22 protein-coding genes and 1 pseudogene are annotated in these 25,254 nt (G+C 42.7%); 18 read left to right on the forward strand and 5 right to left on the reverse strand.

Going from position 1 to position 25,254, the window contains the following annotated elements; all coding sequences use genetic code 11:
• Positions 1-108: 108 nt before the first annotated feature.
• The 3 genes from manA to ABEQ24_RS01415 form a co-directional block, all read right to left on the reverse strand.
• Positions 109-1,056, reverse strand: coding sequence for a mannose-6-phosphate isomerase, class I (manA, locus tag ABEQ24_RS01405; protein ID WP_430005094.1), 948 nt, complete (start codon positions 1,054-1,056; stop codon positions 109-111).
• Positions 1,057-1,246: 190 nt separating this feature from the next.
• Complete coding sequence (locus tag ABEQ24_RS01410; protein ID WP_430005095.1) at positions 1,247-3,181, reverse strand: fructose-specific PTS transporter subunit EIIC; 1,935 nt, start codon at positions 3,179-3,181, stop codon at positions 1,247-1,249.
• A 125-nt stretch (positions 3,182-3,306) separates the two neighbouring features.
• Positions 3,307-5,259, reverse strand: a complete 1,953-nt coding sequence (locus ABEQ24_RS01415; protein WP_430005096.1) for a BglG family transcription antiterminator — start codon at positions 5,257-5,259, stop codon at positions 3,307-3,309.
• 413 nt (positions 5,260-5,672) lie between these two features.
• Between ABEQ24_RS01415 and ABEQ24_RS01420 the strand changes: the two genes are divergently transcribed.
• The 3 genes from ABEQ24_RS01420 to ABEQ24_RS01430 all read left to right on the forward strand — a co-directional run bounded on the left by ABEQ24_RS01420 (position 5,673) and on the right by ABEQ24_RS01430 (position 8,339).
• A complete protein-coding gene (locus ABEQ24_RS01420; protein ID WP_430005097.1) occupies positions 5,673-5,993 on the forward strand; it encodes a DUF3870 domain-containing protein in 321 nt (106 codons plus the stop codon).
• Positions 5,994-5,998: 5 nt separating this feature from the next.
• Positions 5,999-7,684 (forward strand): sigma-54 interaction domain-containing protein, encoded by a 1,686-nt coding sequence (locus ABEQ24_RS01425; protein ID WP_430005098.1) that lies wholly within the window; start codon positions 5,999-6,001, stop codon positions 7,682-7,684.
• Positions 7,685-7,796: 112 nt separating this feature from the next.
• Positions 7,797-8,339 (forward strand): DUF420 domain-containing protein, encoded by a 543-nt coding sequence (locus ABEQ24_RS01430; RefSeq protein WP_430005099.1) that lies wholly within the window; start codon positions 7,797-7,799, stop codon positions 8,337-8,339.
• 29 nt (positions 8,340-8,368) lie between these two features.
• Here the strand turns inward: ABEQ24_RS01430 and ABEQ24_RS01435 are convergent, their stop codons facing one another.
• Positions 8,369-8,704 (reverse strand): hypothetical protein, encoded by a 336-nt coding sequence (locus ABEQ24_RS01435; protein WP_430005100.1) that lies wholly within the window; start codon positions 8,702-8,704, stop codon positions 8,369-8,371.
• Positions 8,701-9,831: an Ada metal-binding domain-containing protein gene (locus ABEQ24_RS01440; protein WP_430005101.1), complete on the reverse strand. Its 1,131-nt coding sequence runs from the start codon at positions 9,829-9,831 to the stop codon at positions 8,701-8,703. The genes ABEQ24_RS01435 and ABEQ24_RS01440 overlap by 4 nt, the downstream gene beginning before the upstream one ends.
• Before the next feature lie 129 nt (positions 9,832-9,960).
• Here ABEQ24_RS01440 and ABEQ24_RS01445 point away from each other — a divergent pair.
• From ABEQ24_RS01445 to ABEQ24_RS01515, 15 genes and pseudogenes are all read left to right on the forward strand, one after another.
• Positions 9,961-10,556, forward strand: a pseudogene (locus ABEQ24_RS01445) (sigma-70 family RNA polymerase sigma factor).
• Entirely contained in the window at positions 10,472-11,818 is a 1,347-nt protein-coding gene (locus ABEQ24_RS01450) for a DUF4179 domain-containing protein (protein WP_430005102.1), read from the forward strand. The pseudogene ABEQ24_RS01445 and the gene ABEQ24_RS01450 overlap by 85 nt, the downstream one beginning before the upstream one ends.
• Positions 11,819-12,348: 530 nt before the next feature.
• Positions 12,349-13,497, forward strand: a complete 1,149-nt coding sequence (locus tag ABEQ24_RS01455; protein ID WP_430005103.1) for an acyl-CoA dehydrogenase family protein — start codon at positions 12,349-12,351, stop codon at positions 13,495-13,497.
• A 24-nt stretch (positions 13,498-13,521) separates the two neighbouring features.
• The gene (locus tag ABEQ24_RS01460) at positions 13,522-14,787 is read left to right on the forward strand and encodes an MFS transporter (RefSeq protein WP_430005104.1); all 1,266 of its coding nucleotides are present in this window, start codon (positions 13,522-13,524) and stop codon (positions 14,785-14,787) included.
• A 12-nt stretch (positions 14,788-14,799) separates the two neighbouring features.
• Positions 14,800-16,416, forward strand: coding sequence for a long-chain-fatty-acid--CoA ligase (locus ABEQ24_RS01465; RefSeq protein WP_430005105.1), 1,617 nt, complete (start codon positions 14,800-14,802; stop codon positions 16,414-16,416).
• Positions 16,406-17,290, forward strand: coding sequence for a 3-hydroxyacyl-CoA dehydrogenase family protein (locus ABEQ24_RS01470; protein WP_430005106.1), 885 nt, complete (start codon positions 16,406-16,408; stop codon positions 17,288-17,290). The genes ABEQ24_RS01465 and ABEQ24_RS01470 overlap by 11 nt, the downstream gene beginning before the upstream one ends.
• Positions 17,291-17,300: 10 nt before the next feature.
• Positions 17,301-18,119: a 3-hydroxyacyl-CoA dehydrogenase family protein gene (locus tag ABEQ24_RS01475; protein WP_430005107.1), complete on the forward strand. Its 819-nt coding sequence runs from the start codon at positions 17,301-17,303 to the stop codon at positions 18,117-18,119.
• A gap of 12 nt (positions 18,120-18,131) precedes the next feature.
• Positions 18,132-19,280 carry an acyl-CoA dehydrogenase family protein gene (locus tag ABEQ24_RS01480; RefSeq protein WP_430005108.1) on the forward strand — a complete coding sequence of 383 codons (1,149 nt, stop codon included), beginning with the start codon at positions 18,132-18,134 and terminating at the stop codon, positions 19,278-19,280.
• Between the two features lie 18 nt (positions 19,281-19,298).
• The gene (locus ABEQ24_RS01485) at positions 19,299-20,480 is read left to right on the forward strand and encodes a thiolase family protein (protein ID WP_430005109.1); all 1,182 of its coding nucleotides are present in this window, start codon (positions 19,299-19,301) and stop codon (positions 20,478-20,480) included.
• 20 nt (positions 20,481-20,500) lie between these two features.
• Entirely contained in the window at positions 20,501-20,884 is a 384-nt protein-coding gene (locus tag ABEQ24_RS01490; protein WP_430005110.1) for a PaaI family thioesterase, read from the forward strand.
• Positions 20,885-20,890: 6 nt separating this feature from the next.
• Positions 20,891-21,673, forward strand: a complete 783-nt coding sequence (locus ABEQ24_RS01495; RefSeq protein ID WP_430005111.1) for an enoyl-CoA hydratase/isomerase family protein — start codon at positions 20,891-20,893, stop codon at positions 21,671-21,673.
• A 15-nt stretch (positions 21,674-21,688) separates the two neighbouring features.
• Complete coding sequence (locus tag ABEQ24_RS01500) at positions 21,689-22,090, forward strand: PaaI family thioesterase (protein ID WP_430005112.1); 402 nt, start codon at positions 21,689-21,691, stop codon at positions 22,088-22,090.
• 445 nt (positions 22,091-22,535) lie between these two features.
• The gene (locus ABEQ24_RS01505; protein WP_430005113.1) at positions 22,536-23,360 is read left to right on the forward strand and encodes a M55 family metallopeptidase; all 825 of its coding nucleotides are present in this window, start codon (positions 22,536-22,538) and stop codon (positions 23,358-23,360) included.
• A gap of 13 nt (positions 23,361-23,373) precedes the next feature.
• Positions 23,374-24,306 (forward strand): ABC transporter permease, encoded by a 933-nt coding sequence (locus ABEQ24_RS01510; protein WP_309191075.1) that lies wholly within the window; start codon positions 23,374-23,376, stop codon positions 24,304-24,306.
• Positions 24,306-25,253, forward strand: a complete 948-nt coding sequence (locus ABEQ24_RS01515) for an ABC transporter permease (RefSeq protein WP_430005114.1) — start codon at positions 24,306-24,308, stop codon at positions 25,251-25,253. Before ABEQ24_RS01510 ends, ABEQ24_RS01515 begins: the two co-directional genes overlap by 1 nt.
• Position 25,254 lies beyond the last annotated feature (1 nt).

The raw sequence follows: 25,254 nt of genomic DNA on the forward strand, positions 1-25,254 counted from the left end.
ATGGAAAGCTAGCAGGAAAGGTACAGCTTCGCGATCATAAATTCGTTTAACCAGTACATACAAAAGTATTATTCTCGAATTGGCAGAAGGTATAAATTATGGGGCCCTTCAAATACTTGAAACAATTAGATTCGCCTTGCCAAAAAGCTCATATTCACCGAATTCACTCGGTAATAATAAGTGATCGCCTTTTTTAAAATAGTATTGTTTTTCTTTATGGATTAGTTTACCTTCTCCATATATAACACTAGCAAGAACAAAAGGTTTTTGTTGTCCTAAGCTCGTTGTTCCATCTAAATCCCATTTTTGCACTGTAAATGAGGGACATTCAATTAATGAATGGATAGTTAAGGCATCCATTTTTTTAATTTTGGTTTTTAATGCACTAGCAGTAAAAGGAACCGTCGTTACTTCAACACTTTTTTGAATATGAAGCTCACGAAGATTCCCTTCTGAATCCTTCCGATTATAATCATAAACACGGTAAGTAGTGTCAGAATTTTGCTGGGTCTCTAAAATGAGAATACCTTCACCAATCGCGTGAATGGTTCCACTGGGCACATAGAAGAAATCACCAGGTTTGACTTTTACTGAACGAAGCAGTTTATCCCATTCCTCATTTTTAATCATACGCATTAATTCTTCTTGTGTTTTTGCATGATGTCCATAAATAATTTCGGCATTTTCTTTACAATCAATAATATACCAGCATTCGGTTTTCCCTAACTCTCCATTCTCATGGATCCTGGCATACTCATCATTAGGGTGAACCTGAACCGATAAGTCTTGATTTGCGTCTAATATTTTAGTAAGAAGAGGAAAACGGTCTCCTGCAATATTTCCAAATAACTCACGGTGTTTTTCCCATAGTTCACCCAAGGATAACCCTTTATATGCACCATTTTTTACAACACTTTGTCCATTTGAATGTGCTGCAAATGCCCAGCACTCTCCTGTTTGATTAAATGGAATATCGTAACCGAATGAAGTTAAGTTTTTTCCACCCCAAATTCTTTCTTTAAATATAGGTTCAAAAAACAATGGCTCAATTTTCAACTTCAATCTCTCCGTTTCATCCTTAGATTTCTAATACATAATACAAATCTTCTTCTCAAAAATTGTCATATCGTGTTCTTTGAATCTCCTTTTCTATGAGTGAAATGTCAGGGCCCTTTTCCTATAAATTAGGTAAAAGGGCTAATTGACGCTATCTTTTAGGTGCTAAACCGTAGTAGTACTCTTCTTTTTACTCAATTGATTCTAATAAATGGAATGCTTCCTCTTTTGTTTTAACAGCTAATAATTGTTCTCTATAGCTTTCATCCATCAGTTTACGAGAAAGCATTTGAAGGATTTTTAAATGTTCATTCCCTTCACTATCCTTAGGAACAGCAATCATGAAAATCAGCTTTGCATCTGTACCATCAAGGCTTTTCCAGTCTACCCCGTCTTTTTTGAGACCAAAAACAACGCGAGGTTTCTTTACGGCAATTGATTTTCCATGAGGGATAGCGATGTTCATGCCAATTCCTGTAGAGCTTTCTTGTTCTCGGTTTAATATCGCCTGTTTGAAATCTGAAGTCGAATTTAATGCTCCTGCATCATCTAACTTTTGTATCATTTCATCAATAACATCATCACGTGTTAATCCGGCTAAGTTTACGTCAATCAGCTCCAGACTGGTGATATCTGTTAATTTTTTAATTTCTATAGTTGCTGCCTTAATCTCTTTTTGATGTGTTTTTTGCGGTACTTCTTGTGTTTCTTCAGCTTCTTTTGCATCAGGGATATCTAATGTTTGGACATTTCTTTTCAAGATATTGACCAATAGAGCTGTTACAAATGCACCTGCAATAACGGCGATAAAAAACATCAGAACATTATCAACAGCTCCAAGTACGGCAACAATCGGTCCTCCATGTGCAACTTTATCTCCAACATGTCCAAGCATTGCGATAACTGAACCAATCATAGAACCGGCCATAATACTTGGAATGACACGAAGCGGATCTTGAGCTGCAAACGGAATTGCTCCTTCTGTGATTCCGAATAATCCCATTGTAAATGACGCTTTGCCTGCTTCTCTTTCTCCAGGCTGGAATTTTTTCTTTCCTAAGAACGTTGCAAGTCCCATTCCAATAGGCGGTATACAGATTGCAACTGCGATTGGGCCCATGATTTCATAGTTTCCTTCTGCAATCATTGCAGATCCGAAAAGAAACGCAACCTTATTTACAGGACCTCCCATATCAAAGGAAATCATTGCACCTAAAATTAATGCCAATAGGATTGAACTTGTACCCTGCATGCTCGCTAACCATGAGGTTAATGATTCGAAAACCTGGGCAACAGGTGCTCCAAGAATATAAACAAAAACAAGACCGACAATAAGTGACGCAATGATCGGGATGATAATAATTGGCATAATCGGCTGAATGGCTTTTGGTACTTTTAGTTTTTTAATACCTAAAGCTACATACCCCGCCAAGAAACCCGCGATAATACCGCCGATAAAACCTGCACCAGCTTCACTTCCGTAAAAACTCCCATTTGCTGCAATATATCCGCCAATCATACCAGGAGCTAAACCGGGTCTATCTGCAATACTAACGGCAATGAATCCTGCCAGAATTGGAATCATGAACGTAAAGGACGCTCCACCGAGCTTTTCGATTGTTTTCCAGAATGAATCATCCGGAATTACAAGGCCTCCGGGAGTCTTTTCTCCTCCGAGAGTTAATGCAATCGCAATTAATAATCCGCCAATTACAATGAATGGAATCATATAAGAAACCCCACTCATTAAATGCCGGTAAAAAGGATTTTGTTTTTCGTCTTTTTTAGGATTATTTTCTGCAGCTTTTGATGCTTTGTACACTGGTACGTCGCCGCTTATTTTATTAATTAATTCTTCTGGTTTGCGTATACCGTCTTGAACACCGGCAACTAACACCTTTTTGCCAATAAACCGATCTTTATTGACTGTTTTGTCAGCAGCGATAATAACGCCGTCCGCTTCTCGAATATCCTTTTCAGTAAATTCATTTTCCACTCCGATTGATCCCTGGGTTTCGACCTTCAATTGAACGCCTAACTTTTGAGCAGCTTTTTGAAGATTTTCTGCAGCCATATAAGTATGGGCAATCCCGTTTGGACAGGATGTAATCGCTAATATCTTCATTTCTAATCCTCCTAAAATCATTTCGCAATCGCTTACATTCATACTATACCGCGAAAAAACGGGGGGAAAAGTTTAACTTTTTACCGCAGGTTCCGGAAATATCGGTTTTAATACATGAAAGGATACTATCTTCTAACATGAAAATTAGATAAAAAGTTCATTTTATCTTCTTCTTTACTGAGCGTTTGAATGAAAGCAGGCTGTTCAGTCAGATTGGACAATTCACTAAATAACTGCCTTGTCTCTTCATGCTCATCGTTTTTTACAGCGAGCAAAAAGACGAGTGTAACTTTTTCTGATCCCCATCTAACCGGTTTTTTTAAAGTAGCAATTGCAATTGCAGACTGCTTGATCAGTTTGGGGCTGCCGTGTGGAATGGCAATGCCGGCACCAATGGTTGTTGAAGACATTTTTTCCCTATTAATGGCGTTATGTGCATATTCTTTTTCCACATACCCTTTTTCATACAAAGACTCAGCAAGCATTTCGATAAGTTCATAACAATGATCTGCATCTTGCTGTAAAAAAACTAAAAAAGGATTCGTATATTTTAACAGCACGGATTCTTCTTTTTTAGGATGAACAGATTCTTCAAACTGATTGATAAAACTCTTTAAATTCTCTTCTTCTGCTGCCGTTAACAAAGGGGAAACTACAAGATGGGGAATCTTTAATTCTGGCAAAGAGACAGTAGATATCACAAGGTCGACATCATATTTTGATACAAATTCTTTTAAGTCTGCCTTAGCTATGCACCCCATGATATGGATGGAATAAAATTTTCTCTCAATTTTTGTTTTTAGTAACTGGGACGTACCAATTCCCATATGGCAGACTATAACGGCATTTTTCTTGTTTTCTCTTGTGTTTTTAAGCCGTTCAATCGATGCTTGAAAATGCAAAGTAACATACGCCGCTTCTTCCTCTGGAATTGACAGAGCGAAAGATTGATTAATTTCTTCTAAGACGTGAATGACCATATCAAACATATAGGGATACATTTTTTTTATATCATCCAACATTGGATTTGTAACGGAAAGACCATAATTAAGACGATTTAATGTTGTATACAAATGAACCTTAAGTCCGCTTAACAAGGTTTGATCCTTTGTAAATTCAATCATATTTAACTCGGTCATTCGATTTACTAGAAGATGCACCAACTTTAATAGCATTGGATTATTTTCAGTAAAATCTGCTAGTTTGTCTGTCTCGTTTCTTTGTGGATAACGAATTTTACCTCCTAATATATGTAAAGCTAAATATGTGATTTCCTCTTCTGGAAAATGCAATGAAAAAACGGGTTCCAGCCTTTTTAGAAATTCAGAAGTCCATTCATATTCTTTCTTATCTCTAAGGAGAGATTTTTCTTTTATTGAGATGGAAACAGGCTGTTTAAGTTTTATCCGCTTAATCATCAGGAGTGTATGTATGATTAAACTTTCAACCGTTTCATCTGTAAAATATAGGGAATGCCGATTTTGCAGTTCTTTCAATTCAATTTTCACTGCTTCAGCTTCATGAGATGAAAATTGTTCTTTTATAAATTGATTACTGGATGTCATATTGTTGGTCAGATGATAGAATCTGGAAAAAGCGGTTCGTTTATTTTTTTCAGCTCCAATAATCGTCAGACCGACTCTTTGCTTAGAAATTAATGTTAAGTCCATATCCTTTAGCCATTCATTAATTTTGTGCAAGTCTTTTTTGATAACTGCTTTATTCACAAAATACTGCAAAGCAAAATCCTGAACGGATACTGGCTTAACGGACATTAGAAGCTGATAAGCTATTTTGAGGACCCTATCCTTAGATTCATAGACTTGATTGTTGGCAAGGTGGAGCTGTTTAAAAAGGGTTGTCTTGTCGCGCTCTTCAATTTCTAAATATACGCCTAACCCTGGTTTTCGAACTAAAGAAGCATTTGAATGCTGTTTTATGTACTCTTCAATTGCCTTAAAATCATTGCGTATTGTTTTTTCGGAACAATCCACTTTTTCTGCAATATCCTGCACTAACAAATGCTGATCTGATTGAGTTAATAAAATATGTAGGATTGCTTGTTGTCGTGCAATCATTAGATTCACCTGCTTATCATTGGAACATTTTTTTATTCATTATATTGTGGATTTCACCCAGTTTTTTATACGATGGATATTATGAGGATTCAATTTTAAAAACCAGCAGCAATTAGAAAGAACTTTTCTATTGCAAAAAGCACATTCAGGATTATACACCTTGTTGTACTTGTCTAATAATTGAAGGTTATTATACCATAGCATGTTGATAAACAGCTTTTGTTTCCATTTTTACCGTATTAATTTGAATAGTACCGGAAATAAAACCGCGGCCCACAAACTTATAAACAATAATCCATGACACCAAACCCCGAAAATCACAGCGAAACGGCAAAATAAAGCAGGATTCCCCTAACAAATAAAGAAGTAAGTCTGTATAAAATAAGGATTTTGTCGAAAGGACGTGCTGCACGATGCACTCACAGACGATGTTTATTGCCGGACATGCGCGTTTGCCGGCAGGAATGGCTGCTAAAAATGTATATGATATGCTGACCATTACGGTTGAAATTGATAAAAGGCACGCAGTTATATTGGAAGCTTCCTGTACGCTTGCGACAGAACACGGAAGAGATTTCGTCGGACGTCTGCTGCGCGGCTACAGTCTTCAGCATGGAGTGGAAGAGGTGATCCAGCATGTAAAGGAAAATTACTGCGGGAAAGCGATTCATGCGATTGTTGCTGCATTGTCAGATCTTCATTTTCAGTATCAGCAGCTGAAAATCGAGAGGTGATTGCCATGAATGCGAAGATGATTGAAAGCATTCCTTTTCCATGTATTGTGACCTCAAGCAGCAATGTCATTTTACACAGCAATGAGTTTGTCCTTCATTTCACCAGCCGGACAGACGTTCAAAATATGATAGTCAGCGAGTTGTTTGAGGTGTGGGAAGAACTAGAAGGCGGGAAACTGATTCATGCGAGCTGCGGGGGTTCCAGCTGTATTTTTCTGAAGACAAAGCTCGCTGATTCTGATGATTTCCTCTTTATTGGAACCGTTTCCACTGAGCTTATTTCCCTGATCAATGAGCTAAAGGAATCAAAGCGGGTCAATCGGGAACTGGACGCCATTATCGAAAATTCATATGACGGCATTTATATTACAGATAAAAAGGGTGTCACATTAAAGACGAATTCAGCGATTGAACGGATTACGGGGATTCCGAAAGATTATTATATCGGGAAAAATGTGAATGCACTCATCAGCCGTGGGATTCTCGAAAATTCCGTGACTCATAAAGTACTGGATAAAAAGCGGAGTGTATCGGTTGTTCAGCTGAACCGCGCCGGGAAAGAAACGCTTTTGACCGGTAATCCGGTTTTTAATGATAAAGGCGAAATTGAGAGCATCGTGACAAATATCCGTGATCTCTCTGAACTGAATGATCTTCAGAGTGCATTGCGGAAAGCGACGAAATTGAATGACAGCTATAAAAAAGAGATTGAACGGTTAAAAGGAAAAACGGATGTGAGCGGCGATGTTGTCATTCAAAGTGAAGAGTTGATTTCCATTTATGAAACGGCTGACAGAGTTGTGAATGTAGATGCAACGATTTTAATTCTTGGTGAAACAGGTGTCGGAAAAGATGTCCTCGCCCGCTATATTTACAGCAAGAGTTCCCGTGCAAAAAAAGGCGAGTTTATTAAAGTCAATTGCGGCGCCATCCCTGCTGATCTGCTTGAATCCGAGCTGTTTGGCTATGAAGCCGGCGCCTTTACGGGGGCGAATAAACATGGGAAACCGGGTATGTTTGAACTGGCGGACAAGGGTGTTGTGTTTCTGGATGAAATCGGTGAGCTTCCGCTAAGCCTTCAGGTGAAGCTCCTGCGTGTGATTCAGGAAAAAGAAATTCAGAGGGTAGGCGGAACAGCGCCGAAAAAAGTCGATGTCAGAATCCTTGCCGCGACAAATAAAGATTTAAAGGAAATGGTTCAAAACGGGGATTTCCGTGAAGATTTATTTTACCGGCTGAATGTTGTTCCGATGCTGATACCTGCGCTCAGGGAGCGAAGAAGCGATATCCTGCCGCTTACGGAGCTTTTTTTGGAGAAAGCCAATAAAAGGTATGAAAAGAATAAACGGATGGATGCGGCTCTTAAAGATTTTTTTTACACGTACAGCTGGCCTGGTAATGTACGGGAGCTTGCGAATTTGATTGAACGGCTCGTTTTAATCAGCGAAGAGGAGTTATTAATGATCAGGGATCTGCCTTTAGAGTATCAGCGCGAGGAAAGTCCGATCCATATTTCTAAAATTGTCACACTGAAGGAAGCGGCTGAGCTTGCAGAGGAAAAAATCTTGTCGCTTGCGGTAAAAAGGTACAAAACAACTTATGAAATTGCGGAAGCGCTTGAGAGCAGCCAGCCGACGATTGTGAGAAAGCTTAAGAAGTACGGACTCTGTTTTGAACAGCCTGTCCACTAAAACGCCTTCTGCAGCAAGGCGTTTACAAGAGCATCCTTCATACAATTGTCGAATATTAGCACATAATCTCGTGGTACAATAGAACATATTGAATCATGAGGAGAGAAAAGTTATGGAAGAAACAGCTCGCACAGGCAAGAATTATACGGCGATTATCGTCACCCTTTCTCTTGTCGTCAATGCGATTATTCTGGGTTTGTTCTTTTTGCCGATCGGCTATGGCGGCGAAGTTCAATTTGATATTCATATGTTCCCAAGGGTCAATGCCGTACTGAACAGTTTTACGTTTGTTTTTCTAGTTATTGCGCTTGTCTCAATAATAAAGAAGAATGTGAAACTGCATAAAGGCTTTATACTAGCTGCTTTTACTACGACATTGCTTTTCTGTGTGTCTTATCTGACGTATCACTACTTATCAGGAGAAACGACCCGTTTTGGGGGAGAAGGAATTATTCGAAGCATCTACTTCTTCATTCTCATTACACACAGTTTCCTTGCTGCCATCATTGTGCCGCTTGCCCTTTTCTCACTTGTATGGGGCTGGACAGGGCAACTGACAAAGCACCGCAAGATTGTCCGCTGGAGCATGCCGATCTGGTTATATGTAAGCTTTACAGGTGTAATTGTTTACTTGATGATTTCGCCTTATTATTGAAAAAGAGCTCAGCCTGCGCTGAGCTTTTTTTATTCTCTTTTTGCTATAAATAAATAATCAGTCTGCGAGACCACGTCTATTTTCTCCCCGTTTTTTTGGTATGTTGTCTGTGCTCCCATCTGATCGACTTTCTTCCAGCCCCAAAGATTAATGGCAAGGAGATAAGCAGAAGGAAGGCCGTTCTCTTCTGAAGCGAGTGTCCAGCTGTATTCTTCGTATGCGTTTTCATCATTTGATTCACTCAGCTTTGCGCTCACTGGTACCGGGAAACCTTCTGCTATTTTTGAAGTTTGATATAAACCGTAAAAATAGATAAGGACTGCAGCAATGACAGTACAAACAAAAATACTCATCTTTTTCATCACTGATACAATGACCTCCACAAGTAAAAGACCGCATATGCTTCCCAGCCCTTCCATCCTTTAGCAAGTTTGGACAGTTCTTCCATTGACGGCTTTTTGTCTAATCCGAGCTGTGCTTTTATGGCATTTTGTAAGCCGACATCGGAAATCGGAAAAGCGGAAGAATCGTTCAAGCTTTTCATCATGACATAATCTGCTGTCCATGAGCCTATACCGCGAAAGCTCAGCAAAAGAGATCTTGCATCAGCTTTTTCTACTTGGAGCAGCTTTTCTTTAGAAAGCCTGCCGTTCGCCATCTCTCTTGCAATACCAAGGATATAGTCTGCTTTTCTTGTCGTGAATTGAAGCTTTTGAAGATCTGACAGTTCAAGTTCAGCGATTATTTCAGGTTTTGGGAAAAGCCATAGCCGATTCCCTTTAAAATCATGACTCTCACCGAAGTGTTCGATCAATCTCCTTTTAAGCGTATAGGCAAAATTCAGGTTGATCTGCTGGCCGGTGATTGCCCAGGTCAATGCTTCAAATAAATCAGGGATGCCAATGATCCGCAATCCAAAATGCTTTGTAACGACTGGTCTTAGTAGTGCATCCTTTTCAGCGAGGCCGTAAAAAGGCTGCATGTTTCTTTCTAAATCAAAGAGCTTCCAGATGTATTTTCCTGCTTGTACTCGGCTGAACTTGTCAGGGATATAATCAGGGAAATCAATCACCAGTCTTTCCTGCTTCATTGACACCTTCAGCAGCACACTTTTCCCAGCGACTTCAATCCATTTCAGCAGAAAATCCCCTTGAACGCGGTGAAGGACTTCAGCTGAAGCTCTTCCTAGAAACACAAGACATTCACTGAAGGAAAAATCAGCTGGAGGGAGCAGCTCTATGTAAGTCTTATGATCCATCCATTTGCTTTGCGGAAAATCCGGAAAACATTTTTTGCATGAACGGAATTGCTGATTTTCAGCATCAGCTGGCGTTTTGAAAAAAATCACATTCTGAGGAAGAGGCTTTTTTGCATAGCAGGAGGGCAAACAATAGATTTTAGTCGTTTTGACGCCGGTGTAAAAGACGCCGTCGAACGTTTTATCAGCCGAAAGCATAGCTTCAAGCATCGTGCTGCGGGATAATGCAGTCATGATTTCATCCCCTTTCTTTTTAAAAAATGATACCACTATTTTACATATTTTTATATAATTGCTTAGATTTCATCACTTTGAAACTTTTCTAAAATCTGATTCCTCTAACTAGTGAAAGGAGAGGAAAGCGTGAGTCAACTGCATATTGTTAAAAAAGCGATAAAGGGCAATGAAGAAGCATTTGAAGAGCTTGTTAAAGCGGAAAGTGCCAAGCTATATAAAACGGCATTTTTATACGTCCGGAATAAAGAAGATGCATTAGATGTTTTGCAGGATACTGTTTGTAAAGCTTTTATCTCCATAGAAAGCTTAAGACAGCCGGAATATTTCAGCACGTGGCTGACGAAAATTTTAATTCGCACAGCTTATGAACTTTTGAAGAAAAAGAAAAAGACAGTCTTAATGGAGAGCTCATTTCTTGAAAAGAAAGCTGAAGTTTATCAAGAGAGCGAGCTTGACCTTACCTTTGCCATTTCAGCGCTGAATCAAAATTATCAAACCGTCATTATTTTATTCTATTATCATGATTTATCCATCCGTTCGATCGCAGAAACAATGAATAAACCTGAAGGAACCATTAAAACTTATCTGCGCAGGGCAAAAGCAGAGCTGAAGCAAGTGCTAGAAGGAGGAGAGATGTATGGACAAAAAATGGTTTGAGAACCAGATGGCTGAGATTGAACTGCCTGAAGATGAGGTTTTTGCCGCTGTTTCACGTGGAATAATGGCCGGAAAAGAGCAAAAGCGGAAAAAAAGCCGTTATTCAGTGAAATCAGCGGCCCTTTTTTCTGCAGCGGCAGCATCCATTCTGCTCGCTTCCGGTTTCATTTTTTCACCAGTAACAAACGTATTGGCAAGTGTCCCGCTGCTTGGTTCCATCTATGAAAACTTTTCTTTATCCATCGGCAAAGAACTGGCAACCGCTGACCTAGTAACAGAGCTGAATGAAAAGGCTGCAAGCAATGGAGTCAGCATAACGCTGACAAGTGTGTTTTTTGACGGCAATGTTGTAGGGGTTACATTCAAGGCAGAAGGGGATTCTCTTCCTGAAAAATGGGAGGAAGGGCCGAATGATCCTGCTTCGGGATACGGATATTATCTTTTCAATGGGAGTGAAGCAGAGCAGTGGCCAGGCTCTCATTCCGGGATTGTGAAAACGAAAGATGGCTATATAGGCTCGATGGAATTCTATTATCAAGGAAAGGAACTGCCGGCTGACTTTACGCTTCCGCTTACATTTGAATCAATGGCGGGTCAAAAGGGGGAATGGAAGTTTGACGTGCCTGTAAAGCGGATTCCGAGTGAGAAGGCAGCTGTAAATGCCGAATCAAAAATCGGTGATGAAAAGCTTGTGATTCACTCCGTTACGAAAGGAAAAGCTACCACTTTGCTTGAATATGAAACCGTGCTGTCGGATGAACATGACAGTGTGTCATTTCGTGTAAAAGACGGCCAGGGAAATGAGCTCCCGCTAAGTCATGGAGATGTGATTCATTCAGAAGCGAGAAACGGAAAAGTGTATACTGTGCAGCGTTATCTATTTTCTGCGGGATTGTCAGATGAAACCGAATATTTAATGGTATATCCGGAAATAGAGCGGGATGAGCCGCGAACCCTGGCTCCAGTCGTTTCGGCGCCTTTTACAGCAGAGAGTAAACGGTTTGGGTATGAGCTGCAAGTAGAGAAAGTGACTGAAAAGAATAACAGAGTCGTTTTAGACTACCGTATAAAACATGTCAATGGAGCGGATTACAAGCAGGACATTCTCCAAAACTTTGCTGATTCCATCTCTCTCCAAAAAGAAGACACTTTCATTTACGGCAATAACGCCAAACTGATCGACCCCGAAAGCCTGCACTTTCAATCGTATTTTAACGTAGCAGCAGATGTTGATCTGGATGACTATTCTTTATCTGTTCCCTTCGGTGTCTTAAGCATGAACGGTGAACCTGTTAAATTGCCTCCTGTGAAAGTGGAGTTGAAATAAAAAATATCTTAATGATCAAAGAGGCTGGGACAAAAGTCAGATAGCCAAAGAACAATCCGAACTAGGAGTTAATAGGTCGGATTTTTTCTGTATAAAAGGCTTCTATAGCAAAAGTATTTCTTGTTGGATATTTGATGTCCCATACTCAGTTGTGGCGCCACTCCCTAGAGTGCTGCCACTTTTAAGGTGATGTCTTCTCAGTTGTGGCGCTACTCCCCAGAATTCTGCCAATTTTCATTGTGAAGCTACCTCACAAAGTGCTGTCAATTCTGCTTATCCTTGAATGTATTTTCAGGATTAAATAAATAGTCTCCTGCAAATTGAAAAAACAAGTTTTTTCCCAGCCTCTTTTCCGTTAATTCAATCCTGAATCCTCTGATTCAATCCTGAATCACAAAAACCCGCTTAAATCGACAAGATTGATTCAAAAATGAATCTTCTCGTTTGAAAAATCCCGCTGCGCATGCTTTTCCCCAGTTGGCACAGTTCTTGCATCTATTAGAGTAAGAAATTAAAAGGGGGATTTATACATGCAGGCAACCGTTTCTCAAGAAATCGAACAAATGAAAAAAATGGTGAGAAGTTTTGTAGATCACGAGGTTGAACCATACGCGCAGCAAATTGAGGATGAAGACCGGATTCCGGATCATTTAGTAGACCAGGCGAAGGACCTTGGTCTTTTCGGCATCAGCATTCCGGAAGAGTACGGCGGAATTGGGCTGAATGCGGTGGGAAAAGCAGTGGTACTTGAACAGCTCGGACATACACATAACGGGTTTGTCAGTTTGATCAGTGCCCATACAGGCATCGGAAGCACAGGACTCGTGAAGCTCGCTTCAGAATCATTGAAACAAAAGTATTTGCCGGATATGGCTGCAGGAAAGAAAATTGCAGCGTTTGCTTTGTCAGAGCCTGGCGCTGGTTCAGATGCTACGAATCTCGCGACGCGTGCAGAGAAACGAGGCAATCAGTGGATTTTAAATGGGACAAAGCATTTCATTACGAATGCGCCTGTTGCAGATGTCTTTACGGTATTTGCCTTAACGGACAAGGAAAAAGGAGCGAAAGGCGGAATTACCGCATTTTTAATTGAAAAGGATTTTCCTGGCTTCTCGCTTGGAAAAAAAGATAAAAAGATGGGGCTGCGCGGATCTCATACGGCACAATTGATTTTCGAAGATTGCGTCGTGCCTGAGGAAAATGTGATCGGTGAAGTCGGCATGGGCTATATGTCTGCGCTGAAAATTCTGAGCGAAGGCCGTGTGGGGCTTGCAGCCAGAGCGGTTGGATCATGCGATAAGTTGATAGCGCTTTCATCTTCGTATGCAAAAGAAAGGATTCAATTTGGAAAACCGATTGCCGATAATCAGGCGATTCAATGGATGCTTGCAGATATGGCGACAGAAACGGAAGCAGCAAGAACTCTCACTTATATGGCTGCATCGATGATTGATGAAGGGAAAAAGGTCATCAAGGAAGCATCAATGGCAAAGCTGTTTGCATCTGATGTCTTCAATCGGGTAGCGGACAAAGCAGTTCAGATTCATGGGGGAATGGGTTATGTTTCGGATTATCCCGTAGAGCGTTTTTACCGGGATGCCCGCATTACGAAAATTTATGAGGGCACAAATGAAATTCAGCGTCTGATCATTGCAAGACGCGTGCTGGAAGAAAATTGAGCAAGAGCGGATAGGGGGAGTTAGATGCGCTGGACTGTGCTTGTACTACTATTCTTTGGGATGTTCATTAACTTTGCGGATAAATCGATTACGGGACTTGCAGCTGTCCCGATCATGAAGGAATTTAATCTTTCGTACGCCGATTGGGGTCTTGTCGGCAGCAGTTATTACTGGCTTTATCCTGTAACAGGTATTTTTGGCGCAGCATGGGCTGACCGGGTTGGAGCAAAAAAAGTGCTCGGATTTTTGATGCTGACATGGGCGGTTTTGCAAATAGGCGTGCTTGCCATTGCGGGTCTGCCATTGCTTTTGCTGTATCGTTTTTTACTTGGAGCATTTGAAGGGCCGTTCAGCCCGATTGCTTATAACCATGCTAACACTTGGTTTCCTCCAAAGCTTCGGGGGCTCGCCAATTCAGTTGTTGTATCAGGAGCTACGCTTGGTGCGATGGTAGCGGCGCCGATTCTTGTTGCGCTGATCCATATTTTCGGCTGGCGGATAGCTTTCGCGTTTTTAGGAGTCGCTAGTATTGTCTGGTTTGTCGCCATCCAATTCACTCGTGACGTTCCTCGCGCTGATGAACTGGAAGAAAACGAAAAACCAAAGAAAAAGCAGCTTGAGAAGCTTGATGTAAAAGCGTTTCTGCTCATGCTCTCTAAACCATCTGCTTTGTTTACGACGCTAGCTTATTTTTCAACCTACCTGCTTGTTGTCTGGTTTGCTGTGTGGCTTCCTGTTTACTTAGTTAAAATCGTCAATATGACAAATATCGAGATGGGTTATGCGGTATCAGGCATCGGCGTGGTTTCAGTGGGAGTTTATATCGGTGTTTCAGTCTTGTCGGACAGAATGTTTAAACGGAATAAAGACTGGCGGATTTCGAGGGTGTATGTAGTCGGCCTTGCCATGATCATCGGTGCCGTGCTGCTTGCTTCCACAGCCTTTATTACCAATGCTGTCTGGGTCATTATCGCGATGTGTCTGGCCAAAGGACTTACGTATGGCATTTTAACGATAGGACCTACCATCGTCATTCACCTTCTGCCAGAGCGCGGCGGACTGATGACGAGTATTTTAACATCATCAGGCAACTTGGCGGGTATTGTTGGCCCGTTAATTACAGGTTACATCGTTGGATCATCAGGTGAAAACAGTGCGGCAGGCTTTGATTTATCCATTATCTTCATGGCCGGGCTGATTACGGTATTCGGCGTATTGTTCACGGTTTTTGTAAGGCCTAATTCAAAAATTGACCTTGCCTCAGAAAATCAAGCGGCAATCGGAAAGTAAGGAGGAGGTAGTGTGGAGCGTACGATTTTGCGTCCCTGGCATTCTTTTTATCAGCACGGGGACGTTCATATTCCGGAACAGTCCGTTTATACGATGCTTGAGAAAACGGCAGAGCGATATGGCGGGCAAACCGCAATCCTTTTTGAAGAGTTAGAAATAACGTATCTGGAGCTGAAAAGCAGAGTTGATCGGCTTGCAGGAAAATGGAATGAAATGGGGTTCAAAAAGGGCGACCGCATCGGATTGATGCTTGCAAATCATCCCGATTATGTGATTTCATATTACGCCGCTCATGCACTGGGGCTGATTGTTGTCCAAATAAACCCGATGTACACAGCGAGAGAGCTCCTTCAAATTGCAGCAGACGCTGAAGTGACGGCGATCGTTGCAGATGCGGCAGGCAGGAAAACGATCAATGAAGTCAGCGACCTGTATTCCTTTACCCATATGATGGCATCACAAATGTCAGACACAGACGGACGTTATCTGAAACTTGAAGATCTGATAGCTTCTGGGATTTCTTTAAAACGTCCAGCCGATATCATGGCAAAGGAAGATGTCGCAGTGATCCAGTACACAGGCGGAACGACCGGGAAAATGAAGGGTGCGATGCTGACTCATTTCAACCTGACAGCAAACGTTTATCAAAGCTATCTGATGTACGGGGAGTCGATGATTCAGGGAAAAGAAACAGTCCTGATTGCAACACCGCTCTATCATGTGTATGCCATGACAAGCGGCATGAACCTGGGAATCTACATTGGAGGAAGGCTGCTTTTATTCAGGAAGTTCGAGATTGATGATGTGCTGGAAAAAATTAAAAAGCACCGTCCGACTTTTTTTCCAGGCGTGCCGAAGATGTATATCGCTTTCGTCAATCATCCTGAAGTAGAAGAAGCAAAGCTGAATTGTCTAAAGCTGTGTTCTTCAGGATCTGCACCGCTTCCGGTTGAAATTATTCAGCGATTTGAAACCTTGACAGGAACACGGATAGGGGAAGGATTCGGACTGTCAGAAGCTTCTCCTTCCACACACCGCAATCCGCCGTTTGGCAAAAGAAAAATCGGCAGCATCGGCATTCCGGTTCCAGAAACCGACTGCCTGATTATCGACGAAGACAATGTTGAGCTCGGGCCTAAAAGTGTCGGAGAGCTTTTGATCAAGGGTCCGCAGATCATGAAGGGCTACTGGAACAATGAAGCTGAAACACATTCCGCACTAAAGAATGGCTGGCTGTACACCGGGGATCTGGCGACGATGGATGAGGAAGGCTACTTTTACATCGTCGGCCGCAAGAAAGAAATGATTATATTGGGCGGCTTTAATATTTATCCGCAGGAAATTGAAGGCGTCCTCTATGAACATCCGGATGTAAAGGAAGCGGCTGTCGTAGGTCTGCCTGATGAAGAGCACGGGGAACGTGTGAAAGCGTACGTAGTTCCAAAGGATGGGAAGACGATTGATAAAGATGAGCTGAGGGGTTATTGCTATACGAAACTCACACCCTATAAAGTTCCAAAGCAGTTTGAAGTGAGGGAAAGCCTTCCGCGGAATACGGTAGGAAAACTATTAAAAAGACTGCTTGTAAAAGAAGAAACAGAGAGAGGGGACAATCAAAATGGGAATTGAATCAATTGAAAATGTGGCCGTAATCGGAGCGGGGACGATGGGGTCGCAAATTGCGATGGTCTGTTCACTTGCCGGATATCCGGTCACGCTGCAGGATGTAAGCGCGGAAAGCCTTGAAAAAGCAAAGCAGTTTTTGGGAGTTCAGATGGAGAAACGTGTCAAGAAAGGCAGGTTTACTGCTGAGGAGGTTGAAGCTGCGTTTGGCCGGATTGCGTTTACCGCATCTCTTGATGAATTAAAGGAAGCGGATCTGGTCATAGAAGCGATCGTTGAAAAGCTGGATGTAAAAAGGGAACTCTTCAAGAAACTGGACGAGATTACTCCGCCGCATGCTATTTTAGCAACGAACAGTTCCACCATTGTCAGTTCAAAGATTGCGGATGTAACGGACCGTCCTGAAAAGGTCTGCAACATTCACTTTTTCAATCCTGCATTGGTCATGGAGCTAGTAGAGGTTGTGAAAGGGCCACATACTTCAGAAGAAACGGCTCAAACTTCGATGGAGTTTGTGAAAAAGATTAATAAACTGCCAGTCTTATTGAATAAAGAAATCTCAGGATTTATTGCAAACCGCATTTTAGGAAAGCTGATGGACGAAGCGGTGTATTTGCTTGAAAACGGCTATGCAAGCCATGAAGAAATCGATCTCGTCTGTACAAAAGCGCTGAATCATCCGATTGGTCCTTTTGCCTTAATGGATTTGACCGGCATTGATGTGAATTATTTTGTCAGAATGCAGCGCTATGAGGAAAGCGGAAATGAACGCGATAAGCCTGCCAGGATCGTTCAGGAAAAAGTAGAAAAAGGGGAGCTCGGCCGAAAAACAGGCAAAGGTTTTTACACCTATGACAACCAAAAGGCTGCAGTGAAATAGGGGTGATACTGTGCAAAAAGTCAGTGTAATTGGTGCAGGTACAATGGGCCGCGGCATTGCCTATGCATGTGCGGCTGCAGGGTTTTCAGTGATTGTACAGGATATTCATGATCAATCGCTGGATATTTGCAGATCTTATGTGTCTAGGCAATTTGAAAAGGCAGGCAAAACAGATGCGGAAGCGAGCATTGTTTACACAACAGAACTAAAACAGGCTGCAGAAGATGCAGACCTCATTATTGAAGCAGTCCTTGAAGTAATGGAACTGAAAATCAGCGTGTTTAAAGAGCTTGACCGTTATGCAAAGCCGTCGGCAATTCTTGCTACCAATACCTCAACGATGAGCCCGACTGAAATCGGTGCGCAAACAAGCCGTCCCAAGCAGTGCATTGCGCTTCACTTTTTCAACCCGGTGCCAAAAATGAAGCTGATCGAAGTCATATGCGGCCTTGAAACGTCACAAGAAACGATAGATGCCTGCTTTGGGTTTGGGGAGGCGCTTGGTAAAGAATGCGTAAAGATCAATGAGTTCCCGGGTTTTGCAGTCAGCCGCATGAATTGCCTGATCGGAAACGAGGCGATGACGATGGTAATGGAGGGAGTCGGTTCGGTTCAGGATATCGATAAGGCGATGAAGCTTGGCTTAAATCATCCAATGGGTCCGCTCGAACTTGCGGACTTAGTGGGGCTTGATACGAGGCTCAGGAATATGGAATATCTTTATAAAACGCTTGGCGAAAAATTCCGTCCGTGTCCGATCCTTGTGAAGTATGTTAAAGCCGGCTGGCTCGGGAAGAAGAGCGGCCGCGGATTTTATGAATACAGCTAGGAGGTGGCCCAGATGAACTTTCAATTTGATGAGGACATTCAATTTTTAAAACGGAATGTCCGCGATTTTGTTCAAACAGAAGTTGAAGCCGTTGCAATGGAAATTGAGGAGTCCAATTCGATTCCAAGACGGATCATTGATATGTCCAAGGAGCTTGGCCTTTTCGGATTAAGCATTCCGGAGCAGTACGGCGGACTTGGCATTGGAATGGTCGGGAAATGCGCCTTATATGAAGAAATCGGCGCTACACATAATGGCTATACAACCTTAATCGGTGCCCATACAGGCATAGGAACAGTCGGCATCGTCGAGATGGGAAACGATCAGCAAAAGCAGAAATACCTCCCTGACATGGCGAGCGGCGATAAAATCGGTGCATTTGCCCTTACTGAGCCAAGCGCTGGATCTAATGCGACAAATCTTAAGACAACGGCTGCGAAAAAAGGAGATAAATACATTCTGAACGGGACGAAGCATTACATCACAAATGCAACCGAAGCAGATGTCTTTACAGTAATGGCCGTAACAGACTCTTCAAAAGGAGCAAAGGGCATCACGTCTTTTATCATTGAAAAGGATTTTACCGGATTTCAAGTAGGCGCTGTTGAAAAGAAAATGGGACTCCGCGGTTCCCATTCTGCTGAAATCATTTTAGAAGATTGTGAGGTTCCAGCTGAAAATGTGCTTGGAGAGGAAGGGCAGGGGTACGTTAATGCTCTTAAGATTCTCGCAAATGGCCGCGCAGGTCTTGCGGCCCGTAATCTGGGATCCTGTCAAAAGCTGCTCGACCTCTCGATGACCTATTCCCAGGAAAGAGTGCAATTTGATGTTCCTATTTTTGAACATCAGGCTGTTTCTCACATGATTGCAGAGATGGCAATGGAAATTGAGGCATTGCGGTCGTTTACTTACCGGGTCGCTTGGATGGTTGATGAAGGCATGAAGGTGATTAAAGAGGCGGCGATGCTGAAGCTGTTTGGATCTGAAGTTTATAACCGGATTGCAGATAAAGCGGTTCAGGTTCATGGCGGAATCGGGTATATTGCCGATTACCCGATCGAACGATTTTTCCGTGATGCACGGATTACGAGAATCTATGAAGGCACATCCGAAATCCAGAAAAATATTATCGCAGGTCAGCTGAAAAAGCAATATCAATAAGGAAGGAGCTATGAATCTATGGAAACCATTGTAATAGCAAGTGCTGTACGGACACCCATCGGCAGGTACGGAGGGGCGCTTAAAGATGTTGAGGCCAGTTTTTTGGCTTCCTATGCGATCAAAGAGGCACTAAAGAGAGCCGGAGTTGACGCACAGCAGGTTGATGAAGTTATTTTAGGTGAAGTCAGACAAACGACCCTTGCTTCAAATGTTGCAAGAGTTGCAGCACTGCGGGCTGGCATTCCAGAAACTGCTCCTGCTTTTTCGATTAATCGCCTTTGCGCATCAGGCATGCAGGCCATTGCTTCTGCCGTGCAGCAAATTCAGTCAGGACAGGCGGAAATTGTTGTCGCCGGGGGCACGGAGAATATGAGCCAGGCTCCGATTTATCTTCGCGGATCCCGTTTTGGCGGAGATGCAGCACATCTTGTCGATTCAAATAAAGAGAACGGACAGCAGCCAAAGGAAACGTTTGGCGAGCATCTCGGCATGGGAATCACAGCTGAAAACGTGGCCGAGAAATATCAGGTCTCAAGAGAAGATCAGGATGCCTTTGCCCTTGAAAGTCAAAAGAGAGCCGAAAAGGCAGCTCGAAATCAAGTTTTTCAGGACGAAATTGTGCCGATTGATGTTCCTCATAAAAAAGGATCTACTTTATTTAACACAGATGAACACCCCCGACCTGAAACAACGTATGAAAAGTTAGCTCAATTAAAGCCTGCATTCAGAAAGTCAGGGACCGTAACTGCCGGAAATGCTTGCGGCCGGAATGACGGTGCAGCTGCACTAGTTTTAATGACTGAAAGCAAAGCAAAAGAACTCCATATAAAACCGCTTGCGAGAGTAGTAGACTGGACGGCAGTCGGTGTTTCCCCTGAAATTATGGGCATTGGTCCTGTACCGGCTGTTAGGAAGCTATTAGAAAGAACCAATAAAAGCATCGCAGACATAGATGTATTTGAATTAAATGAAGCATTTGCTTCTCAGGCACTTGCTGTTATCAGAGAATTAGAAATTGATAAGGAGAAAGTCAACATAAACGGAGGGGCCATTGCACTTGGACATCCACTCGGTGCGACTGGTGCAAGAATCGTGACGACGCTTGTTCATGAGATGAATCGAAGCAATCGCAAGCTTGGTGTGGCGACGCTTTGTGTCGGCGGCGGCCAGGGTATGGCGATGATGATTGAACTTGTCTAAAGCGGAAAGGAGCGGGACAAATGCTGGATATTATGCATTCTTCCTTTTTTGACCATTTGTCCCTTCGGAGGGAGCAGGATCAAGGAGAAGAGATTATTATTTCCGCCATGATTGAGAGGGAGCATCTTGCCGATCCCGTAACGATAGGAAGCGGTATCTTTTACACGATGCTTGATATCGCCATGGGTACAGCTGCATCTAAAGCGGGAGGTTCGCCCACTGCGACGATTGTTTTAAACACAACCATTTTTGATGCTGCCGCGAAGGGCTCTTTACTATGCAAGGCAAGAGTAACGCACTGTTCAGAAAGCATGGCATCTGCAGAAGGCTGGGTTTACGATGAAAGCCAAACCCTGATTGCAAAAAGCCAGGCAGACTTTAAACTGCTAAAAAAAAGGGGCTGAAGAAAAATGAACGCTTTTGCAAATATTGAAATCAGAAAATCAGATGGACTTGCCTATCTTGTCATCAATCGACCTGAGCTTCGGAATGCTTTAAACAAAGAAACGCTTACTGAAATGATGGAAGCCTTAGATATCCTGGCAGCAGATGATGAAACAGGGTGTGTCGTTTTTACCGGAAGCGGCGAAAAATCATTTGCAGCTGGAGCTGATATCGGCCAGCTGAAGTCAAGAACAGCGCTGGATGTTTTTAATCGCGGGGGCATGCAGCAGGTATATGATTACATAGAAGCCTACGATAAACCAACCATCGCCATGGTAAATGGCTTCGCGCTTGGCGGCGGCTGCGAGCTTGCGATGGCATGTGACATCCGGATTGCCTCAGAACATGCAAAATTCGGGCTGCCGGAGCTGAATTTATCCATCATTCCAAGTGCAGGCGGAACACAGAGGCTTGCAAGGCTGGTTGGAAAAGGTGTCGCAATGGACATGATTTTAAGAGGAAAAATCATTGATGCGAAGGAAGCATACCGAATCGGGCTCGTTTCAGAGATTGCAGAAGCAGGATTATTACAGGAAAAAACAGAAGAAGCAGCAAGACAAATTCTTTCGAAAGGCCCTCTTGCGGTCAAACTTGCAAAGCTTGCTGTGCATGCCGGATTTGATGCCGATCAAAAAACAGGGCTTGTGATTGAAAAGCTTGCCCAGGCCGTGCTGTTTTCTACCGATGATAAAAATGAAGGAACATCTGCCTTTTTAGAAAAAAGAAAACCTGAATTTACATCCAAATAAGAAGGGACGATTACTGTGGCCATTCTCGTTCGTGACATTAGGGAAAGCTTTGAAAGCAGCCCTTTTTACAACCATATGGGAATCGAAATCCTTCATTTTGAAGAAAATACCGTCAAAATTAAACTTTCGATCAAAGAGCATGTGCTGAATGCGAATGGAACGCTGCACGGCGGTGTTCATGCAACCATGCTCGATTTTATTCAGGGGATGCTGCTTAGATCCATTACAAAAACAAGATGCGCCACCATGAATTTAAACGTCCAATACTTGGCGGCCATTTCAGAAGGCGACATTTTCGCAGAAGCAAATGTTCTGCAGCTTGGATACAAAGTCGCTTTTATGGAAGGCGAAATAAGAGATTCCGATAGGAGAATATTGGCAAAAGGAACAGGCACTTTTAAAGTAATCAGAGATTAAGCCATTATTTAGATAGACGAAGATTATGCACAGGAAAAATGGCAGGGAGTCTAAATGACTGTTTTTCGGCTTCCGAAATAACTTATGTAAAATGCAAAGTATGCAGATCGGGATAAATGTCCGGTCATTAAGCTGATCAATAGTATTAATGGATGAATAAACTTTTTAACCCTTTATGAATAAAGGGTTTTTCCTCTTTATTGTTAAAATTATTGTCTTTCATTCCACTTGTAAAACTCCTTCTTTTCCTCTATCAATTGAAAAAAAGAATAGGTTATCCTTCATAAATATACTGCTAAATTGTGTATTTTTTAGGTCTTTTTATCCATGGTAAAACAAGTAAATCTATTCGTGGTTGTGCATTTTTATGTAAATGTTATTGTAAAGTAATGATTTTTAATTTATAATTTTAAGAAAATTAGCAATACAAACAGGGGGAGTATGGGTGAAAATATTTGTCTCAGTAGACATGGAAGGAATCACTGGACTCGCTGATGAGACACATGTGAATTCATCCAGGCACAATTATGAACGCGGCCGGGAAATCATGACAGATGAAGCCAATTATGTCATTGAATCGGCTTTTCTGGCTGGTGCGAAAGAAGTGATTGTAAACGACAGTCACTCTAAAATGAACAATTTGCTCATTGAAAGGCTGCATCCTGAAACTCAGCTCATTACCGGGGATGTTAAGCCGTACAGTATGGTGCAGGGGATTGATGACAGTTTTTACGGTGCAATATTCACAGGTTATCATGCACGCGCATCTAAAAAAGGTGTTATGTCCCACACAATGATTTTTGGTGTAAGAGAGATCTACATAAATGATGTGGCGGTAGGGGAGCTTGGCTTTAATGCATACGTTGCAGGCTATCATGGGGTTCCGGTCATTATGGTGGCTGGAGACGATCAGGCAGCAATGGAAGCAGAATCACTCATTCCGAACATCACCACAGCTGTCGTAAAGGAGACGATTTCCAGGTCGGTCGTAAAATCACTGACACCGGTCAAAGCAGGGAAACTGCTTAAAGAGAAGACAGCCCTTGCCATTAAGAACAGAGAAAACGTAAAGCCGCTCACTCCTCCAGACCGTCCGCTTATGGCCATTGAGTTTGCAAACTATGGACAAGCTGAATGGGCAGCACTTATGCCCGGAACAGAGCACGTAGAAAACACCACGATAGTCCGTTTCCAGGCAAGCGACATTCTTGAAGCCTACCGGGCGATGCTTGTCATGACGGAGCTTGCGATGAGAACGACATTCTGTTAGGAAGTGAGAACTTATGAATACATATCTTTTTAAACGTCTGCTTTCCATGATTCTGACGCTTTGGCTGATTATTACGCTCACGTTCGTATTGATGCACACCATTCCAGGTTCGCCTTTTAACGAAGAGCGGGGAACAAGCGAAGCCGTACAGCGAAATCTTGAAGCTTTCTATCATTTGGACGAACCGCTTCCTGTGCAATATGCCATGTACATGAAGTCACTTGTCACGTTTGATTTTGGACCTTCCATCAAAAAGTCTTCGCAGACAGTCAACGAATTGCTTGGCCGCGGCTTTCCGGTTTCCTTTGAACTTGGGATTGTCACTCTTGTAGTAGCCGTATTTTCAGGGATTGCGCTTGGCATCATTGCAGCCCTCCGCCACAACGGATTCATTGATTATTTAGCGATGACCATCGCCGTTCTTGGAATATCCGTTCCAAACTTTATCATGGCGACCCTCTTAATTCAAAATCTGGCCGTTAATTTAAAAATACTTCCTGCTGCGACATGGTCGAGTCCGATGCACATGATTCTGCCGACACTCGCGCTTGCTACAGGACCGATGGCCATTATTGCCCGTCTGACTCGCTCAAGCATGCTTGAGGTGCTGACTCAGGATTACATTAGAACAGCCCGTGCAAAAGGACTTTCACCTGTCAAAATCGTGTTCAAGCATGCGCTTAGAAACGCCCTCCTTCCGGTTGTAACAGTCCTTGGCACACTTGCAGCAAGTATCTTAACAGGAACATTTGTTATTGAGAAAATATTTGCGATTCCCGGCATGGGAAAATACTTCATCGAAAGCATTGGTACACGCGACTACCCAGTCATCATGGGCACGACTGTCTTCTACAGCACGATTCTGATCGTGATGCTTTTCCTTGTCGATGTAGCTTATGGAATTTTAGATCCAAGAATTCAATTAAACAAAAGGGAGGGAAGATAATGGAGCTCAGAAAACAGCACGATCCTTCCCGGGATATCCCTGATGATTGGTTTGTTCCGAAATCAAAGGACAGGCAGGCTGCAGAAGCCGTCGTCAGACCCAGTCTTTCCTACTGGCACGATGCCTGGAGAAGACTGCGTAAAAATAAGCTTGCGATGACAGGCATGATCTTCTTGATTTTTATTGCGTGCATGGCCATTTTTGGACCAATTATTTCACCTCATTCTGTCAGAACACAAATTCTGACAGATCAAAATCTGCCTCCATCAGCCAAATACTGGTTCGGGACAGATGAACTTGGGCGCGATGTTTTTACTAGAACATGGTACGGAGCAAGAATTTCGCTTTTCGTTGCAGCAATTGCCGCATTAATTGATTTTGCAATCGGCGTACTCTACGGAGGCATTGCCGGCTATAAAGGAGGCAAAATCGATCATTACATGATGCGCGTTGTTGAAGTCCTGTACGGCCTTCCGTATTTGCTTGTCGTTATTTTGCTCATGGTCGTGATGGGACCTGGTTTATTTACGATTATCGTAGCCCTGACCGTCACAGGCTGGATCGGGATGGCGAGGATTGTAAGGGGGCAGGTGCTGCAAATCAAGAACTATGAATTTGTACATGCATCTAAATCCTTCGGCACCAAAACAAGCAGGATCATCCGGAAAAACCTGCTGCCGAACACAATGGGCCCGATTATTGTTCAAATTACACTTACCGTTCCATCTGCCATTTTTGCAGAAGCGTTCCTGAGTTTTCTCGGGCTTGGCATTCAGGCTCCGTTTGCAAGCTGGGGTGTAATGGCAAGTGACGCTCTTTCAACAATTTTAACAGGACACTGGTGGCGCCTCTTTTTTCCTGCCCTGTGCATCTCTCTGACCATGTTTGCCTTTAACGTGCTAGGAGACGGACTGCAGGATGCGCTTGATCCAAAGCTAAGGAGGTAAC

Source organism: Metabacillus idriensis (assembly GCF_050483325.1).
GTDB classification, from domain to species: Bacteria; Bacillota; Bacilli; order Bacillales; family Bacillaceae; genus Bacillus_P; species Bacillus_P idriensis_A.

Excerpts from the sequence above, each read along its gene's own strand:
- ABEQ24_RS01410 (WP_430005095.1), bottom strand. The coding sequence starts at position 3,181 with ATGAAGATATTAGCGATTACATCCTGTCCAAACGGGATTGCCCATACT.
- ABEQ24_RS01415 (WP_430005096.1), bottom strand. The coding sequence starts at position 5,259 with ATGATTGCACGACAACAAGCAATCCTACATATTTTATTAACTCAATCA.
- ABEQ24_RS01420 (WP_430005097.1), top strand. The coding sequence starts at position 5,673 with ATGCACTCACAGACGATGTTTATTGCCGGACATGCGCGTTTGCCGGCA.
- ABEQ24_RS01425 (WP_430005098.1), top strand. The coding sequence starts at position 5,999 with ATGAATGCGAAGATGATTGAAAGCATTCCTTTTCCATGTATTGTGACC.
- ABEQ24_RS01430 (WP_430005099.1), top strand. The coding sequence starts at position 7,797 with ATGGAAGAAACAGCTCGCACAGGCAAGAATTATACGGCGATTATCGTC.
- ABEQ24_RS01440 (WP_430005101.1), bottom strand. The coding sequence starts at position 9,831 with ATGACTGCATTATCCCGCAGCACGATGCTTGAAGCTATGCTTTCGGCT.
- ABEQ24_RS01450 (WP_430005102.1), top strand. The coding sequence starts at position 10,472 with ATGGACAAAAAATGGTTTGAGAACCAGATGGCTGAGATTGAACTGCCT.
- ABEQ24_RS01455 (WP_430005103.1), top strand. The coding sequence starts at position 12,349 with ATGCAGGCAACCGTTTCTCAAGAAATCGAACAAATGAAAAAAATGGTG.
- ABEQ24_RS01460 (WP_430005104.1), top strand. The coding sequence starts at position 13,522 with ATGCGCTGGACTGTGCTTGTACTACTATTCTTTGGGATGTTCATTAAC.
- ABEQ24_RS01470 (WP_430005106.1), top strand. The coding sequence starts at position 16,406 with ATGGGAATTGAATCAATTGAAAATGTGGCCGTAATCGGAGCGGGGACG.
- ABEQ24_RS01480 (WP_430005108.1), top strand. The coding sequence starts at position 18,132 with ATGAACTTTCAATTTGATGAGGACATTCAATTTTTAAAACGGAATGTC.
- ABEQ24_RS01485 (WP_430005109.1), top strand. The coding sequence starts at position 19,299 with ATGGAAACCATTGTAATAGCAAGTGCTGTACGGACACCCATCGGCAGG.
- ABEQ24_RS01490 (WP_430005110.1), top strand. The coding sequence starts at position 20,501 with ATGCTGGATATTATGCATTCTTCCTTTTTTGACCATTTGTCCCTTCGG.
- ABEQ24_RS01495 (WP_430005111.1), top strand. The coding sequence starts at position 20,891 with ATGAACGCTTTTGCAAATATTGAAATCAGAAAATCAGATGGACTTGCC.
- ABEQ24_RS01510 (WP_309191075.1), top strand. The coding sequence starts at position 23,374 with ATGAATACATATCTTTTTAAACGTCTGCTTTCCATGATTCTGACGCTT.
- ABEQ24_RS01515 (WP_430005114.1), top strand. The coding sequence starts at position 24,306 with ATGGAGCTCAGAAAACAGCACGATCCTTCCCGGGATATCCCTGATGAT.